Annotated in this window: 12 protein-coding genes and 5 tRNA genes; 5 read left to right on the forward strand and 12 right to left on the reverse strand. The window is 55.5% G+C overall.

Going from position 1 to position 15214, the window contains the following annotated elements:
• Positions 1 to 276: 276 nt before the first annotated feature.
• The 5 genes from APU11_RS14525 (at position 277) to leuA (ending at position 6994) form a co-directional block, all read left to right on the forward strand.
• Entirely contained in the window at positions 277 to 1461 is a 1185-nt protein-coding gene (locus tag APU11_RS14525; protein ID WP_013098426.1) for an MFS transporter, read from the forward strand.
• 314 nt (positions 1462 to 1775) lie between these two features.
• Positions 1776 to 2306, forward strand: coding sequence for a transcriptional repressor MprA (mprA, locus tag APU11_RS14530; protein WP_013098427.1), 531 nt, complete (start codon positions 1776 to 1778; stop codon positions 2304 to 2306).
• 129 nt (positions 2307 to 2435) lie between these two features.
• Positions 2436 to 3608 (forward strand): multidrug efflux MFS transporter periplasmic adaptor subunit EmrA, encoded by a 1173-nt coding sequence (emrA, locus tag APU11_RS14535; protein WP_013098428.1) that lies wholly within the window; start codon positions 2436 to 2438, stop codon positions 3606 to 3608.
• 16 nt (positions 3609 to 3624) lie between these two features.
• A complete protein-coding gene (emrB, locus tag APU11_RS14540; protein ID WP_013098429.1) occupies positions 3625 to 5172 on the forward strand; it encodes a multidrug efflux MFS transporter permease subunit EmrB in 1548 nt (515 codons plus the stop codon).
• A gap of 166 nt (positions 5173 to 5338) precedes the next feature.
• Positions 5339 to 6994, forward strand: coding sequence for a 2-isopropylmalate synthase (leuA, locus tag APU11_RS14545; protein ID WP_058650472.1), 1656 nt, complete (start codon positions 5339 to 5341; stop codon positions 6992 to 6994).
• Here leuA and APU11_RS14550 read toward each other — a convergent pair.
• The 12 genes from APU11_RS14550 to alaS all read right to left on the reverse strand — a co-directional run bounded on the left by APU11_RS14550 (position 6972) and on the right by alaS (position 15129).
• Entirely contained in the window at positions 6972 to 7745 is a 774-nt protein-coding gene (locus APU11_RS14550; RefSeq protein WP_013098431.1) for a helix-turn-helix transcriptional regulator, read from the reverse strand. The two genes, leuA and APU11_RS14550, sit on opposite strands and share 23 nt — an antisense overlap.
• Before the next feature lie 53 nt (positions 7746 to 7798).
• The gene (gene luxS, locus APU11_RS14555; RefSeq protein ID WP_013098432.1) at positions 7799 to 8314 is read right to left on the reverse strand and encodes an S-ribosylhomocysteine lyase; all 516 of its coding nucleotides are present in this window, start codon (positions 8312 to 8314) and stop codon (positions 7799 to 7801) included.
• A gap of 153 nt (positions 8315 to 8467) precedes the next feature.
• The gene (gshA, locus tag APU11_RS14560; protein WP_058650471.1) at positions 8468 to 10012 is read right to left on the reverse strand and encodes a glutamate--cysteine ligase; all 1545 of its coding nucleotides are present in this window, start codon (positions 10010 to 10012) and stop codon (positions 8468 to 8470) included.
• 83 nt (positions 10013 to 10095) lie between these two features.
• Entirely contained in the window at positions 10096 to 10524 is a 429-nt protein-coding gene (locus APU11_RS14565; protein ID WP_014833021.1) for a YqaA family protein, read from the reverse strand.
• Positions 10521 to 11087, reverse strand: coding sequence for a fructose-1-phosphate/6-phosphogluconate phosphatase (yqaB, locus tag APU11_RS14570; RefSeq protein WP_020686219.1), 567 nt, complete (start codon positions 11085 to 11087; stop codon positions 10521 to 10523). Before yqaB ends, APU11_RS14565 begins: the two co-directional genes overlap by 4 nt.
• Positions 11088 to 11204: 117 nt before the next feature.
• Positions 11205 to 11281 (reverse strand) — tRNA-Arg (locus APU11_RS14575).
• Between the two features lie 29 nt (positions 11282 to 11310).
• Positions 11311 to 11387: transfer RNA gene (locus tag APU11_RS14580), tRNA-Arg, on the reverse strand.
• A gap of 29 nt (positions 11388 to 11416) precedes the next feature.
• Positions 11417 to 11493 (reverse strand) — tRNA-Arg (locus APU11_RS14585).
• Positions 11494 to 11557: 64 nt separating this feature from the next.
• Positions 11558 to 11634 (reverse strand) — tRNA-Arg (locus tag APU11_RS14590).
• 4 nt (positions 11635 to 11638) lie between these two features.
• A tRNA-Ser gene (locus tag APU11_RS14595) sits at positions 11639 to 11731 on the reverse strand.
• A gap of 343 nt (positions 11732 to 12074) precedes the next feature.
• The gene (csrA, locus tag APU11_RS14600; RefSeq protein ID WP_000906486.1) at positions 12075 to 12260 is read right to left on the reverse strand and encodes a carbon storage regulator CsrA; all 186 of its coding nucleotides are present in this window, start codon (positions 12258 to 12260) and stop codon (positions 12075 to 12077) included.
• Positions 12261 to 12501: 241 nt separating this feature from the next.
• Complete coding sequence (alaS, locus tag APU11_RS14605; protein ID WP_058650470.1) at positions 12502 to 15129, reverse strand: alanine--tRNA ligase; 2628 nt, start codon at positions 15127 to 15129, stop codon at positions 12502 to 12504.
• Positions 15130 to 15214: the final 85 nt, after the last annotated feature.

The following is a 15214-nucleotide window of genomic DNA, read 5'->3' on the forward strand; positions in this document are numbered from 1 at the left end:
GGTAAAGACGCGGCGAAAAATTTATGGACCACTGTCTGTAAAGGCACGATGAGGTCTCTTCTGATTTGTTAGCGCAACCAGTAGATCACACTTCATCGTGCTTTTCATTTTTCTGGGGAACCCTCAGCCCTGTGGGAGAGGGTTAGGGTGAGGGCACCAGACCGCACCATCCCCTAAACCGCACAATCCATCACCCAACAATCCCCCATCCTTCACAATCATTGGTTATTATTGTTTCCGGAAAAATAATCACTTAACTAATGATTTCTGAAACCCATGACAAAAACATCTCAGGGGCTTAGCCCCGCGCTTATTCTTTTAATGTCCGTGGCAACGGGTCTGGCGGTCGCCAGTAACTACTACGCTCAACCTCTGCTCGATACCATCGCCCGGGCGTTTAACCTTTCTGCCAGCTCGGCAGGCTTTATTGTCACCGCCGCGCAGCTCGGCTATGCCGCCGGGTTGCTGTTCCTGGTGCCGCTCGGCGACATGTTTGAGCGCCGGATGCTGATTGTCTCCATGACCCTGCTGGCCGCAGGCGGCATGCTGATCACCGCCAGCAGCCACTCTTTAACAATGATGATTATCGGCACCGCGCTGACGGGTCTGTTCTCCGTGGTGGCGCAAATTCTGGTTCCACTGGCCGCCACCCTCGCCGCACCGGAAAAGCGCGGCAAAGTGGTGGGCACTATCATGAGCGGCCTGCTGCTGGGGATACTGCTGGCACGTACCGTAGCAGGTCTGCTGGCCAGCCTTGGCGGCTGGCGTACCGTCTACTGGGTGGCAAGCGTGCTGATGGTGGTGATGGCGCTCGCGCTCTGGCGCGGCTTGCCGAAGGTGAAGCAGGAAAATCACCTGAACTATCCTCAGCTTCTGGCCTCCGTGTTCAGCCTCTTTACCCGGGATAAACTCCTGCGCACCCGCGCGCTGCTGGGATGTTTCACCTTCGCCAACTTCAGCATCCTATGGACGTCGATGGCCTTTCTGCTGGCCGCACCGCCATTTAACTATTCCGAAGGGGTGATTGGTCTGTTTGGTCTGGCCGGTGCGGCGGGGGCGCTCGGCGCGCGTCCGGCAGGCGGGCTGGCCGATAAGGGCAAATCTCACATGACCACCAGCGCGGGACTGGTGCTGCTTCTGCTCTCCTGGGCGGCCATCTGGTACGGTCATACCTCCGTGCTGGCGCTGATCGTCGGCATTCTGGTGCTCGACCTCACCGTACAGGGCGTGCATATCACTAACCAGACCGTGATTTACCGCGTGAAGCCAGACGCGCGAAACCGTCTTACTGCCGGGTACATGACCAGCTACTTCATCGGCGGTGCTGCAGGCTCGTTAATTTCCGCCTCGGCGTGGCAGCATGGCGGGTGGACAGGCGTGTGCGCGACAGGGGCCGTTGTCGCCGCGCTAAACCTGGTAGTATGGTGGCGTGGATACCATCGTCAGGAAGCCATTCACTAAGTTTTACATAGCTTTGGGCCTCTTAGGGTGTAAAGGGGCCCCTCACTCTGTTAATGTAAACGTAATCATTTATCCCAGAAATTTTAATGTGGGTGACATATTTTCAAACGGCATGAATAGTTCAGACCCCTGTCCTCACATCCTCTCTTCAGCGGGTTCATCCCTCTCTCTTTCTGTGCTCACCGGGTCACGGACTTACCCGGCGCTTTCTGATAGTGACATTAGTTTGGCGGATTTAACCGCACAAATAATTCATTTACATTATTTGTCACTGTCGTTACTATATCGGCTGTAATTAATGAGGTTATGCCCAAATGGATAGTTCGTTTACGCCCATTGAACAAATGCTTAAATTCCGCGCCAGTCGTCATGAGGACTTCCCGTATCAGGAAATCCTGCTGACCCGCCTGTGCATGCACATGCAGGGGAAACTGCTGGATAATCGTAATAAGATGCTGAAAGCTCAGGGGATTAACGAGACGTTATTTATGGCGTTGATTACGCTGGAGTCTCAGGAAAACCACAGTATTCAGCCGTCTGAGCTGAGCTGCGCGCTGGGTTCGTCCCGTACGAACGCCACCCGTATCGCTGATGAGCTGGAAAAGCGCGGCTGGATTGAACGCCGTGAAAGCGATAACGACCGCCGTTGCCTGCATCTGCAACTGACCGACAAAGGTCACCAATTCCTGCGTGAGGTCCTGCCACCTCAGCACAACTGCCTGCACAAACTCTGGTCTGTCCTCAGCACAAGCGAGCGCGACCAGCTTGAGCACATCACTCGCAAGCTGCTCACCCGTCTGGATCAGATGGATGAAGATGGCGCCATCCTTGAGGCGCTGCGCTAACGCGACGACACGCTCGAACATCCAGATTTAATAAAAGAAAACTGACAGGCCAGCACGTGACACTGCTGGCCTTTCTGACAACAGGTCGGCTCAGCCGATGTGAAAATAAGAAGATCGTGGAGAACAACAATGAGCGCAAATGCGGAGAACACAACCCCGCAGCAACCGGCCAACAAGAAAGGCAAACGTAAGAGCGCCCTTCTTCTGTTGACCTTGCTCTTTATCATTATTGCCGTGGCATATGGGATCTATTGGTTTTTAGTATTGCGTCATGCAGAAGAGACAGACGACGCATACGTGGCAGGGAATCAGGTACAAATTATGGCGCAGGTGTCGGGCAGCGTGACGAAAGTCTGGGCTGACAATACCGACTTTGTGCAAAAAGGGGATGTGCTGGTCACGCTGGATCCGACCGACGCTCAACAGGCGTTTGAAAAAGCACAGACCGCGCTGGCCTCCAGCGTGCGTCAGACCCGTCAGCTGATGATCAACAGTAAGCAGCTGCAGGCCAACATCGACGTGCAGAAAACCGCACTCGCCCAGGCACAGAGCGACCTGAACCGTCGCGTGCCGCTCGGTACCGCCAATCTGATTGGCCGTGAAGAGCTGCAGCACGCCCGCGATGCCGTTGCCAGCGCCCAGGCGCAGCTGGATGTGGCTATTCAGCAGTACAACGCTAACCAGGCGATGATTCTCGGTACCAGCCTTGAAAACCAGCCTGCGGTACAACAGGCGGCGACCGAAGTGCGTAACGCGTGGCTTGCCCTGCAGCGTACCAAAATCGTCAGCCCGATGACCGGCTACGTCTCCCGTCGTTCCGTACAGCCAGGCGCGCAGATCAGCCCAACCACGCCGCTGATGGCGGTCGTGCCGGCGGACAATCTGTGGGTTGATGCGAACTTCAAAGAGACGCAGCTTGCCCATATGCGTATCGGCCAGACCGCAACTGTTATCAGCGACATTTACGGCGACGACGTGAAGTACACCGGTAAAGTGGTGGGTCTGGATATGGGTACCGGCAGCGCCTTCTCGCTGCTGCCTGCGCAAAACGCCACCGGTAACTGGATCAAAGTGGTGCAGCGTCTGCCTGTGCGTATCGAGCTTGATCCTAAGCAGCTGGCAGACCATCCGCTGCGTATTGGCCTCTCCACGCTGGTGACGGTGGATACCGCTAACCGCGACGGCCAGATCCTGGCAAGCCAGGTACGCAGCACTCCGGCTTATGAAAGTAACGCCCGTGAAATTAGCCTCGATCCGGTCAACAAGCTGATCGATGACATCGTGAAGGCAAACGCCGGTTAATCCGAAGGTGAGCGTTATGCAACAGCAAAAGCCGCAAAAACCGCTGGAAGGCGCGCAGCTGGTCATAATGACCATTGCGTTGTCGCTGGCGACATTCATGCAGGTGCTGGACTCCACCATCGCAAACGTGGCGATCCCGACGATCGCCGGGAACCTTGGCTCATCATTGAGCCAGGGAACCTGGGTCATTACCTCGTTCGGGGTGGCAAACGCCATCTCCATTCCGATTACCGGCTGGCTGGCGAAGCGCGTCGGTGAGGTGAAGTTGTTCCTGTGGTCAACAGTGGCGTTTGTGCTGGCCTCCTGGGCGTGCGGGATGTCCAGCAGCCTGACGATGCTGATTTTCTTCCGCGTCATCCAGGGGATTGTCGCCGGGCCGCTGATCCCCCTTTCGCAAAGTTTGCTGCTGAGTAACTACCCGCCTGCAAAACGCTCCGTCGCGCTGGCGCTGTGGTCAATGACCGTGATCGTCGCGCCTATCTGCGGACCGATTCTCGGCGGGTACATCAGCGATAACTACCACTGGGGCTGGATCTTCTTCATCAACGTTCCGATTGGAGCGGTTGTGGTTCTGATGACGCTGCAATCCCTGCGCGGTCGTGAGACCCGTACCGAACAGCGGCGAATCGACAGCATTGGTCTGGCGCTGCTGATCCTCGGTATCGGCAGTCTGCAGATCATGCTCGACCGGGGTAAGGAGCTGGACTGGTTCAACTCGCAGGAGATCATCATCCTGACCATTGTCGCGGTGGTGTCGCTGAGCTTCCTGATTGTCTGGGAGCTGACGGACGACAACCCGATAGTCGATCTCTCGCTGTTTAAGTCGCGAAATTTCACCATCGGCTGTCTGTGTATCAGCCTCGCCTATATGCTCTACTTCGGCGCGATTGTTCTGCTGCCGCAGCTGCTGCAGGAGGTGTATGGCTATACCGCGACCTGGGCGGGTCTGGCCTCTGCGCCTGTTGGGGTGATCCCGGTGCTGCTATCGCCGATCATTGGCCGCTTTGCCCATAAGCTCGACATGCGTCGGCTGGTGACCTTCAGCTTCATTATGTATGCGGTGTGCTTCTACTGGCGTGCGTATACCTTTGAACCGGGGATGGACTTTGGCGCCTCTGCGTGGCCGCAGTTTATTCAGGGCTTCGCGGTAGCGTGCTTCTTTATGCCGCTGACCACCATCACGCTGTCTGGCTTACCGCCTGAGCGTCTGGCGGCCGCGTCGAGCCTGTCGAACTTTACCCGTACATTAGCGGGCTCCATCGGGACATCGATCACCACCACGCTGTGGACAAACCGGGAATCGATGCACCATGCGCAGCTGACCGAAGCGGTAAATCCGTACAACCCGAATGCGCAGCAGATGTATAGCCAGCTTCAGGGGATGGGCATGACGGAACAGCAGGCGTCCGGCTGGATTGCCCAGCAGATCACCAACCAGGGGCTGATTATCTCGGCTAACGAGATTTTCTGGATATCCGCGGGGATCTTCATCGTCCTGCTGGGGCTGGTGTGGTTTGCCAGACCGCCGTTTGGTGCCGGCGGTGGAGGGGGTGGCGCGCACTAGTCCTCTGCGTGAAATGCCCGGTGGCGCTTCGCTTATCGGGCCTACGATATGTGCACATCCGGCAAAACCCGCGCTGTTGTCCAAAACGCGACAGCAATTGTCACATCCGATAAAGCAGCGCTCCTGAAATCGATTCACGATAGTGAAAAGACAACAGGAGCGCATCATGCTGAACACACCCGCCGACAAGTACCAGCCTTATCCCGTTATTTCTCTTCCCGACCGTCGCTGGCCTGAGCAACGCATCACCCATGCCCCGCGCTGGCTCTCAACCGATTTACGCGATGGCAACCAGGCCCTGGCCGAACCCATGGACAGCACGCGCAAGCTGCAGTTCTGGGATCTGCTGTTAAGCTGCGGGTTTAAAGAGATTGAAGTTGCCTTTCCTTCTGCCTCGCAGACGGATTTCAACTTTGTTCGCCAGTTGATTGAAGAGAATCGCATCCCGGATGACGTCACAATTCAGGTGTTAACCCAGGCACGAGAAGACCTGATCGTCCGGACCTTTGAATCGTTACGTGGCGCGAAACAGGCCACCGTCCATCTGTATAACGCCACCGCCCCGCTGTTTCGCCGCCTGGTGTTCGGCCTGGAGAAAGCGCAAATCGTTGAGCTGGCAACACGCTCCACGCGGCTTATCCGCACGCTGTGCGAAGAGAACCCGGAGACGCGCTGGCAGTACGAATACTCCCCGGAGACCTTCTGCTTTACCGAGCCGGAGTTTGCGCTGGAGATTTGTGAAGCGGTGGCGGAGATCTGGCAGCCCTGCGCCGAACGGCCCATGGTGATCAACTTACCGGCCACCGTGGAGGTCAGCACGCCGAACGTGTATGCCGATCAGATTGAGTATTTCTGCCGCCACTTTAGCCGTCGCGCCGATGTTTGCATCAGCGTTCATCCGCATAATGACCGCGGTACCGGCGTGGCCAGCGCGGAGCTGGCGGTGATGGCGGGTGCGGACCGGGTGGAAGGCTGTCTGTTTGGCAACGGCGAACGCACGGGCAACGTCTGCCTGGTAACGCTGGCGATGAATCTCTACAGCCAGGGGATCAGCCCGAATCTCAACTTTAGCGATATGAACCGGGTGGTAGAAGTGGTGGAAGCCTGCAACCAGCTTCCGGTACACCCGCGCCATCCGTGGGCGGGACGGCTGGCCTATACCGCCTTCTCGGGCTCGCATCAGGACGCCATCAAAAAAGGCTTTGATGCCCGCAAACCGGGCGAGCGCTGGGAGATGCCGTACCTGCCCGTCGATCCGCAGGATATCGGCTGCACGTATGAAGCGGTGATCAGGGTTAACAGCCAGTCCGGGAAAAGCGGCAGCGCCTGGCTCATCGAGCAGAATCATGGTCTGAAGTTGCCCCGCGCGTTGCAGCAGGATTTTAGCCAGCATGTGCAGCAGGAGACCGATCGCCACGGTAAAGAGATGACACAGCACGCCCTGTGGCAGCTGTTTCGCAGCCGCTACGGGCTGGTCGCAGACCCACACTTTGCCCTGCAATCTTATCGCAGCGACAGTCAGCAGGACGGTCAGTTACGTTTGACGGCAAGCGTCGTGACGCAGGGCACAACGCGCCAGCTTGAAGGCCAGGGCAACGGGCTGTTATCCGCGGCAGCCAGTGGGTTAAGCCGCTGGCTCAACACCCCGTTTGTGATTAAAGACTACCACGAACATACGCTGGGGGAGCGCAGCGACAGCCGCTCGGTGGCTTACATCCGCTGCCTGTTCCAGGACGGCAGCAGCCGTTGGGGAGTGGGCATTGACAGTGACGTGGCGCGCGCCTCGCTCCAGGCGCTGTTTAATGCGGTGAGCTGTCTTTGAAGTAATCGCTGGGTGATGTCCCCATCACCCGGCGAAACATCGCGGTAAAGGCGCTGTGGCTACCGTAGCCCAGATCCAGCGCTACGCGTAGCACGGGCTGCCCCTGAGCCAGCCGTTGCAACGCCTCCAGCAGGCGCGCCCTTCTCAACCACTCCGCGTAGCGTAAACCGGTCTGCTGTTGAAAATGACGGTTCAGTGTGCGCTCACTCATGCCTGCGCAGCTCGCCGCCTCAGTACTGCTCCAGCTTTCACCGGGTGCCTGGCGGATCCGCTGGCAAAGCTGGCGTAACGGCTCGCTTTCTGGCTCCGGCAGATGAAACGGTAGCACTGGCATCAAACGGATCTCATCCAGAATCAGCTCATACACCCGCTCGTCGCGGCTCCCCGGCGAGTAAGATTCATCAAGCAGCAGGGAAGCGAGGATCAGTTCGCGTAACAGCGACGAGATCTGCACGATCTGGCAGGTTGCAGGGAGATCGGCCCGCGCCAGCGGATCGATAAACAGCGTACGCGCCGCCACGTTGCCGGTGATGCGAAGCGAGTGTTGCGTTCCTGCTGGCAACCAGACGCCACGGCCCGGCGGAACAACCCAACAGCCCGATGCGGTATCCACTCTTACCACCCCGCTCAGGGTGTGCAGCAGCTGGGCACAGTCGTGCTGGTGCCACGGCTCGCTGTCACCATGAACGTAATCATGGGCAAACGGAACGAGGGGACGATGGGTAAAAGAGAAGGTAGACGTTGTGGTCATGGGTTAAACAACCCTCACCCTACCCTCTCCCGGTGGGAGAGGGAAAAGGTGCACTAGATGTGCAGTTCCTGCAGTTTTTCTTTTGGCAGGGCCAGCTCTTCGTTGCTGTTGACGCGAACATCACGCTCGATGATGTGACGCGCGATCTCCTGGGCTTCTTCCAGAGAGTGCATCTGATATGTGCCGCACTGGTATACGTTCAGCTCAGGGATCTGGTTCTGCTCTTTTACCTTCAGCACGTCCTGCATGGCCGCTTTCCACGCATCAGCAACACGCTTCTCTTCAGGCTGGCCGATCAGGCTCATGTAAAAACCGGTACGGCAGCCCATCGGAGAAATATCGATAATCTCCACGCCGTTACCGTTCAGGTGGTCACGCATAAAACCAGCAAACAGGTGTTCCAGCGTATGAATGCCCTTTTCCGGCATCACTTCTTTATTCGGCACGCAGAAGCGCAGATCGAAAACGGTGATCGTGTCGCCGTGCGGGGTGTTCATGGTCTTCGCCACGCGGACTGCAGGTGCTTCCATACGGGTATGGTCGACAGTAAAGCTATCTAATAACGGCATACGTCACCTCCGATAGTGATTTTTTTTAAAATAAACTGAACTCTTCTACAGAATGCACGTCTGAGTATATGAAAGACGCGCATTTGTTATCATCATCCCTGAATTCAGAGATGTATATTTTGGCCACAGCGATGTGGCCTTTTTCTTTTCTGCTTAAGCCTGCTTCGCCAGGAACGCCTCAAACGACTCCGTATCCGCCGCTTCGACCTCTTTCTGACGTACGACAGACGCATCGCGCTCCGCCGCAAAATCCGCTTCGCTCAGGATCTCTAATGGCTCCTGCATCAGCATTTCACGGTACTCCGCGGAGAGGGCACGCCCTGTTCCGCCGATGCCCTGATCAATCATAGAACGCAGAATACGCGCCGAGAATGTCAGCTCCGGGTTATCAAAGCATTCCACTAACTGGTCGCAGACCTGTTGATACGCTTCGCCACCGTAAAGGCTGTCCATTGTCTGGGCAACGCGCTTCAGGTCGCGGAACAGATCTTTACCCACTTTCGGCAGCGGGAACTGCGCCGTTTCACAGCCGATACCCAACGTCAGGCCCGGTTTGCGTCCTTCCAGGATCACGCGGTTCCAGTTAGTGCGGGTACAGAGCAGTTCGTCTGAACTCATTTCCGGCGCATCGGCCAGCACACACCAGACCATAAACAGATCCAGGAAGCGAACCTGCTGCTCATCAACACCGACCGGTGAGAACGGGTTGATATCCAGTGAGCGCACTTCAATGTATTCGATCCCGCCGCGCTGCAGCGCATCCGACGGGGTTTCACCGCTGCGCGTCACGCGCTTCGGACGAATCGGTGCGTACAGTTCGTTTTCAATCTGCAGCACATTGCTGTTGATTTGCAGACGTTTGCCGTCTTTTTCGAGGCCGATTTTCTCGTACTCTTCCGACGGGGTTTTGATCGCCCGCTTCAATCCTGCCACATATTCGTGCAATTCGTTAAACGTAATACCGAGATTGCTTTGCGATTTATTGGTATAGCCAAGGTCGCTCAGACGCAGCGAGGTGGCATACGGCAGGTAGTACATTCCGCACGCGGTCTTCTCGAACGGTAGCGTCGTCGGTTTCCCCTGCAGGAACGAGGAGCATATAGCCGGAGACGCACCAAACAGGTAAGGAATAACCCAGCCAAAACGGTAATAGTTGCGGATCAGGCGGAAGTAACCCACGGAGATCGCGTCCTTATCCGTTTCACCGCATTTCGCCTGCCAGAAAGCCATCGGCAAAGAGAAGTTGTAATGTACGCCTGAGATCGTCTGCATCAACGCGCCGTAGCGGTTTTTCAGACCCTCGCGATACAGCGTTTTCAGTCGTCCGATATTCGACGTGCCGTATTGCGCCAGTTCAATCTCCTGCCCCTGCTCGATATAGCAGGGCATGCTGAGCGGCCACATACGCTCATCGCCCATATTTCGGGCGGTGTAGCGATGGATGTCGCGCAATATCGTCAGCATATGATCAATATCACCGTCCACCGGAGTGATAAATTCCAGCAGTGCTTCAGCGAAATCGGTAGTGATCCATTTATGTGTCAGCGCCGAGCCTAACGTCTTCGGGTGACCCGTCGTCGCTAAGCTGCCATCCGCGTTTACGCGCAGCGTTTCACGCTCAAGGCCACGCTGAATACCCTTCAGTGCCTGAGGGTGGTTTTCCAGCCAGGCCAGCGCCTGTGATACGTCCGGGATCAAATTGACCTCCCGCCTGTCAAAGTAATGTTACTCAGCATAATTGTAATGGTTGACGATTGAAGGTCGCGTATTCATTCCACCAATTAGTGCCACCACGTCATACCCTGTAGTGTTGCCCACGCCACAAGAACATAGCGCAACGCCTTGCCAAGGCACAAAAAAAAGAGCACCGGCCCCCAGGAGATGCGCATCCATCCCGCCAGCAGACACAGTAAATCGCCTATTACAGGCATCCAGCTTAATAACAGCGTGGCAGCGCCATAGCGTTTTAGCCAGCCGACTGCCTTTTCCTGCCAGCGCGATTTTTCACGCAGCGGAAAGAAACGCCCAAGAATAACGTTAGTCAGCCCTCCAAGGCTATTACCCATTGTTGCTATTAACACAAGCAACCAGGGCTGACTCACGCCAGACAACAGCATCGCCACCAGCACCACTTCCGAATTACCCGGTAAAAGCGTAGCACTTAAAAAACTGCTGGCGAATAATGATAAAAGTGACAGCGCGTCACTCACAGTAAGCGAACATCCACCGCATCCATTCCGGCAGCACGCGCGGCCTGAATGCCAAAGTCGGCATCTTCAAAGACAACGCATTTTGCCGCCGGCACACCCATTCGTTCTGCGCAAAGCAGGAAGGTGTCCGGTGCGGGTTTGTGATTTTTAACATGGTCGGCGGCAACCACCGCAGAAAAATAGTGGCGCAGGCCAAGATGGTTGAGCAGCGCTTCGGCGATAGCGCTTTCGCTGCCCGTGCCGACCGACATCGGGCGACGTCCGTGCCACTCTTTTACCACGTCAATAAGCGGCAGAGGACGCACGGTATCCAGCAGGATAGCTTTGACTGCATCGGTTTTTTCACGCGCGAGCTGGTGCGGATCAAGATCGGCCTGATTAAGTTCAATCACGGCCTGTGCGATACGCCAGGTAGGTGATCCGTTGAGGGCTATCATCGCCTGGAGATCGAAGCGCATACCGTAACGTCCAAGAACGTCCGTCCAGGCCTGGCGATGCGTGGGTTCGGTATCCAGAAGCGTGCCATCCATATCGAAGATCAAACCGTCATACTGTGCGTACATCGTGCTCTCGCTAACCGATTAACAAAGGGTTACTTTATCGTAAACGGGCGTTTTTGTCGCTGACAGAGAGTGTGATTGCTGACGGAACGTCGAAGGAATAAACAAACCAGGAGAAGATGGTGCATCCGGGAGGATTCGAACCTCCGACCGCTCGGTTCGTAGCCGAGTACTCTATCCAGCTGAGCTACGGATGCATCGGGGAAATGCTTTTAGAAACAGTAAATGGTGCATCCGGGAGGATTCGAACCTCCGACCGCTCGGTTCGTAGCCGAGTACTCTATCCAGCTGAGCTACGGATGCATCAGGGTACTGCTTTCAGAAATAGTAAATGGTGCATCCGGGAGGATTCGAACCTCCGACCGCTCGGTTCGTAGCCGAGTACTCTATCCAGCTGAGCTACGGATGCATCGGGATTTACTACTGTACTGCTCGATGTTCATATCACTTCTAAAGCAATATGAAGTAATAGATGGTGCATCCGGGAGGATTCGAACCTCCGACCGCTCGGTTCGTAGCCGAGTACTCTATCCAGCTGAGCTACGGATGCAAAATGGCGGTGAGGCGGGGATTCGAACCCCGGATGCAGCTTTTGACCGCATACTCCCTTAGCAGGGGAGCGCCTTCAGCCTCTCGGCCACCTCACCACACAACGCCTCTTTCGAGTGCTTCGAGCCACTCGTTAAGAGCTTCTCGTCGCTGCGTGGCGCATATATTACTTTCTGGGACTTATAAGTCAAACAATTTTCCAAAAGCTTTTATCGTTTGCACAAATCACAGGCAATTCGCATGTAAAAGCCGCAAAGAGAGTGTTTTATAAGCGGATTTTGCAGGCATCCTCCCAGAAATCTATGAAGAGAAGCGTGTGGTTTGGACGAGATAAGCTGGCGAGAGTGGTTAAAAACAGAGCGATTGAAATCGAACGGTAACTTTAAGCAGGAAAAATAACAGGAGGGGTTGCGTCTCGCCCGACAGCGAGACGCGACAATATCAGTAACTGGACTGCTGGGATTTTTCAGCCTGGATACGCTGGTAGATCTCTTCACGGTGGACAGATACTTCTTTAGGAGCGTTAACACCAATACGTACCTGGTTACCCTTTACCCCTAAAACTGTCACGGTGACCTCATCCCCAATCATGAGGGTCTCACCAACTCGACGAGTCAGAATCAGCATTCTTTGCTCCTTGAAAGATTAAAAGAGTCGGGTCTCTTGTATCCCGGCATTATCCATCATATAACGCCAAAAAGTAAGCGATGACAAACACGTAAAGTGTAAGCAGTCACGGCATCACATTCTGTTAAACGTAAGTTTAGCCGATATACACAAACTCAACCTGACTTTATCGTTATCGATAGTGCAGTGAACAAGACGCCATAACGTTACCGCTATGGCGTCTGTTTGTGCTTTGTAGTTATTACAGTTTCGCGCTTACCCAGCTTTCAACGCTGGCCAATGCCGCAGGAAGTGCCGCCGCATCCGTACCACCGGCTTGCGCCATGTCCGGACGACCGCCACCTTTGCCACCCACCTGCTGGGCAACCATGCCAATCAGTTCCCCTGCTTTAACGCGGTCGGTCACATCCTTAGAGACGCCCGCAATCAGAGAAACCTTACCTTCTGCTACCGTCGCCAGTACGATAACCGTCGAACCAAGCTGGTTCTTGAGATCGTCGACCATGGTACGCAGCATCTTAGGCTCTACACCTGCCAGATCGCTGACAAGCAGTTTGACGCCCTTAATGTCTACAGCTTTGCTGGAGAGGTTTGCACTCTCCTGCGCCGCAGCCTGCTCTTTCAGCTGCTGCAGCTCTTTTTCCAACTGGCGAGTACGATCCAGCGCAACACGCACTTTCTCGCCCAGATTCTGGGTATCGCCTTTCAACAGCTGCGCGATATCGTGCAGCTGGTCACTCTGCGCATGCAGGCTGGCAATCGCGCCTTCACCGGTCACCGCTTCAATACGACGCACACCTGCCGCCGTACCGGATTCAGAAATGATGCGGAACAGACCGATATCACCGGTACGCGATGCGTGTGTACCACCGCACAGCTCGGTAGAGAAGTCGCCCATGCTCAATACGCGAACACGGTCGTCATATTTCTCACCAAACAGGGCCATCGCACCTTTTTTCTTCGCCGCGTCGAGATCCATAATGTGGGTTTCGATTGGCAGGTTACGACGGATTTGCGCGTTCACCAGATCTTCCACCGCACGGATTTCAGACGGTTTCATCGCTTCAAAATGCGAGAAGTCGAAACGCAGCACTTTGTCGTTAACCAGAGAACCTTTCTGTGCAACATGCGTTCCCAGAACCTCACGCAGTGCAGCGTGCATCAGGTGCGTTGCCGAGTGGTTCAGACGGATGCGTGCGCGGCGCGCTTCGTCAACATTAGCCTGAACGCCCTCGCCCACTTTCAGGGAGCCTGAAACCAGTTTACCCAGATGACCAATCGCCTGGCCGTATTTCTGAGTGTCGTTCACACTGAAGCTGAAACCGTTGCCTTTCAGTTCGCCTTTATCGCCAACCTGACCACCGGATTCCGCATAGAACGGGGTTTTATCCAGAATGACAACTGCATCCTGACCTGCGCTGATGCTGTCTACGGCTTTGCCGTCAACAAACAGGGCGGTCACTTTGCCAGTCAGTTCCAGCGCTTCATAACCTTTAAATTCAGACGCGCTATCCACGCGGATCATCGCGTTGTAGTCTGCGCCAAAACCGCTGGACTCACGCGCACGACGACGCTGCTCTTCCATCGCCGCTTCGAAGCCCGCTTCGTCCACTTTGATGTTGCGCTCACGGCAAACGTCCGCCGTCAGGTCAACCGGGAAGCCGTAAGTGTCGTACAGGCGGAAGGCGGTTTCGCCATCCAGCGTGTCGCCCTTAAGCTTAGCGAGTTCTTCATCCAGCAGCGCCAGACCACGCTCCAGCGTACGTGCAAACTGCTCTTCTTCAGTTTTCAGTACTTGCTCAACCTGCGCCTGCTGGCGTTTCAGCTCGTCACCTGCAGAACCCATTACGCCAACCAGTGGCCCAACGAGCTTATAGAAGAAGGTGTCCTTCGCGCCCAGCATGTTGCCGTGACGGATAGCACGACGAATGATACGACGCAGCACATAGCCACGGTTTTCATTCGACGGAATAACACCGTCAGCAATCAGGAACGCACAGGAACGGATATGGTCTGCGATTACGCGCAGTGATTTGTTGTTCAGATCGGTCGCGCCGGTCACTTCTGCAACGGCTTTGATCAGGGTGCTGAACAGATCAATTTCGTAGTTGGAGTTAACGTGCTGCAGAACAGCCGCGATACGCTCCAGGCCCATACCGGTATCAACGGACGGCTTCGGCAGCGGCTCCATGGTGCCGTCGGCCTGACGGTTGAACTGCATGAAGACGATGTTCCAGATCTCAATGTAGCGATCGCCGTCTTCTTCAGGGCTGCCTGGAGGACCACCCCAGATGTGGTCGCCGTGATCGTAGAAGATCTCGGTGCACGGACCGCAAGGGCCGGTGTCACCCATCTGCCAGAAGTTGTCAGACGCGTACGGTGCGCCTTTGTTGTCACCGATGCGAATAATACGTTCGCGCGGGATACCGACTTCTTTTTCCCAGATTTCGTAGGCTTCGTCATCGGTTTCATAGACGGTAACCCACAGACGCTCTTTCGGCAGGTTGAACCAGTTTTCACCGGTCAGCAGTTCCCACGCGTATTGAATAGCATCATGTTTGAAATAGTCGCCGAAGCTGAAGTTACCCAGCATTTCGAAGAAGGTATGGTGGCGCGCGGTGTAACCGACGTTTTCCAGATCGTTGTGTTTACCGCCCGCACGCACGCAACGCTGTGAGGTTGTGGCGCGGGAATAATTACGCTTGTCGAGACCAAGGAACACATCCTTGAACTGGTTCATCCCGGCGTTGGTAAACAGCAGAGTTGGGTCGTTGTTCGGCACCAGGGAGCTGCTGGCAACAACCTGGTGTCCCTTACTATGGAAAAAATCGAGAAACGCCTGACGGATCTCAGCGGTGCTCTTGCTCATAATTATCCTGAAATCAAGCTAACGAAATGTCGTAGCAAGCCGGTATCGGTAAACCCCTGGACAGACCTGCTACTGGAAAAAGTGG

It is taken from the genome of Enterobacter sp. 50793107, from assembly GCF_001463365.1.
GTDB classification, from domain to species: Bacteria; Pseudomonadota; Gammaproteobacteria; order Enterobacterales; family Enterobacteriaceae; genus Enterobacter; species Enterobacter cloacae.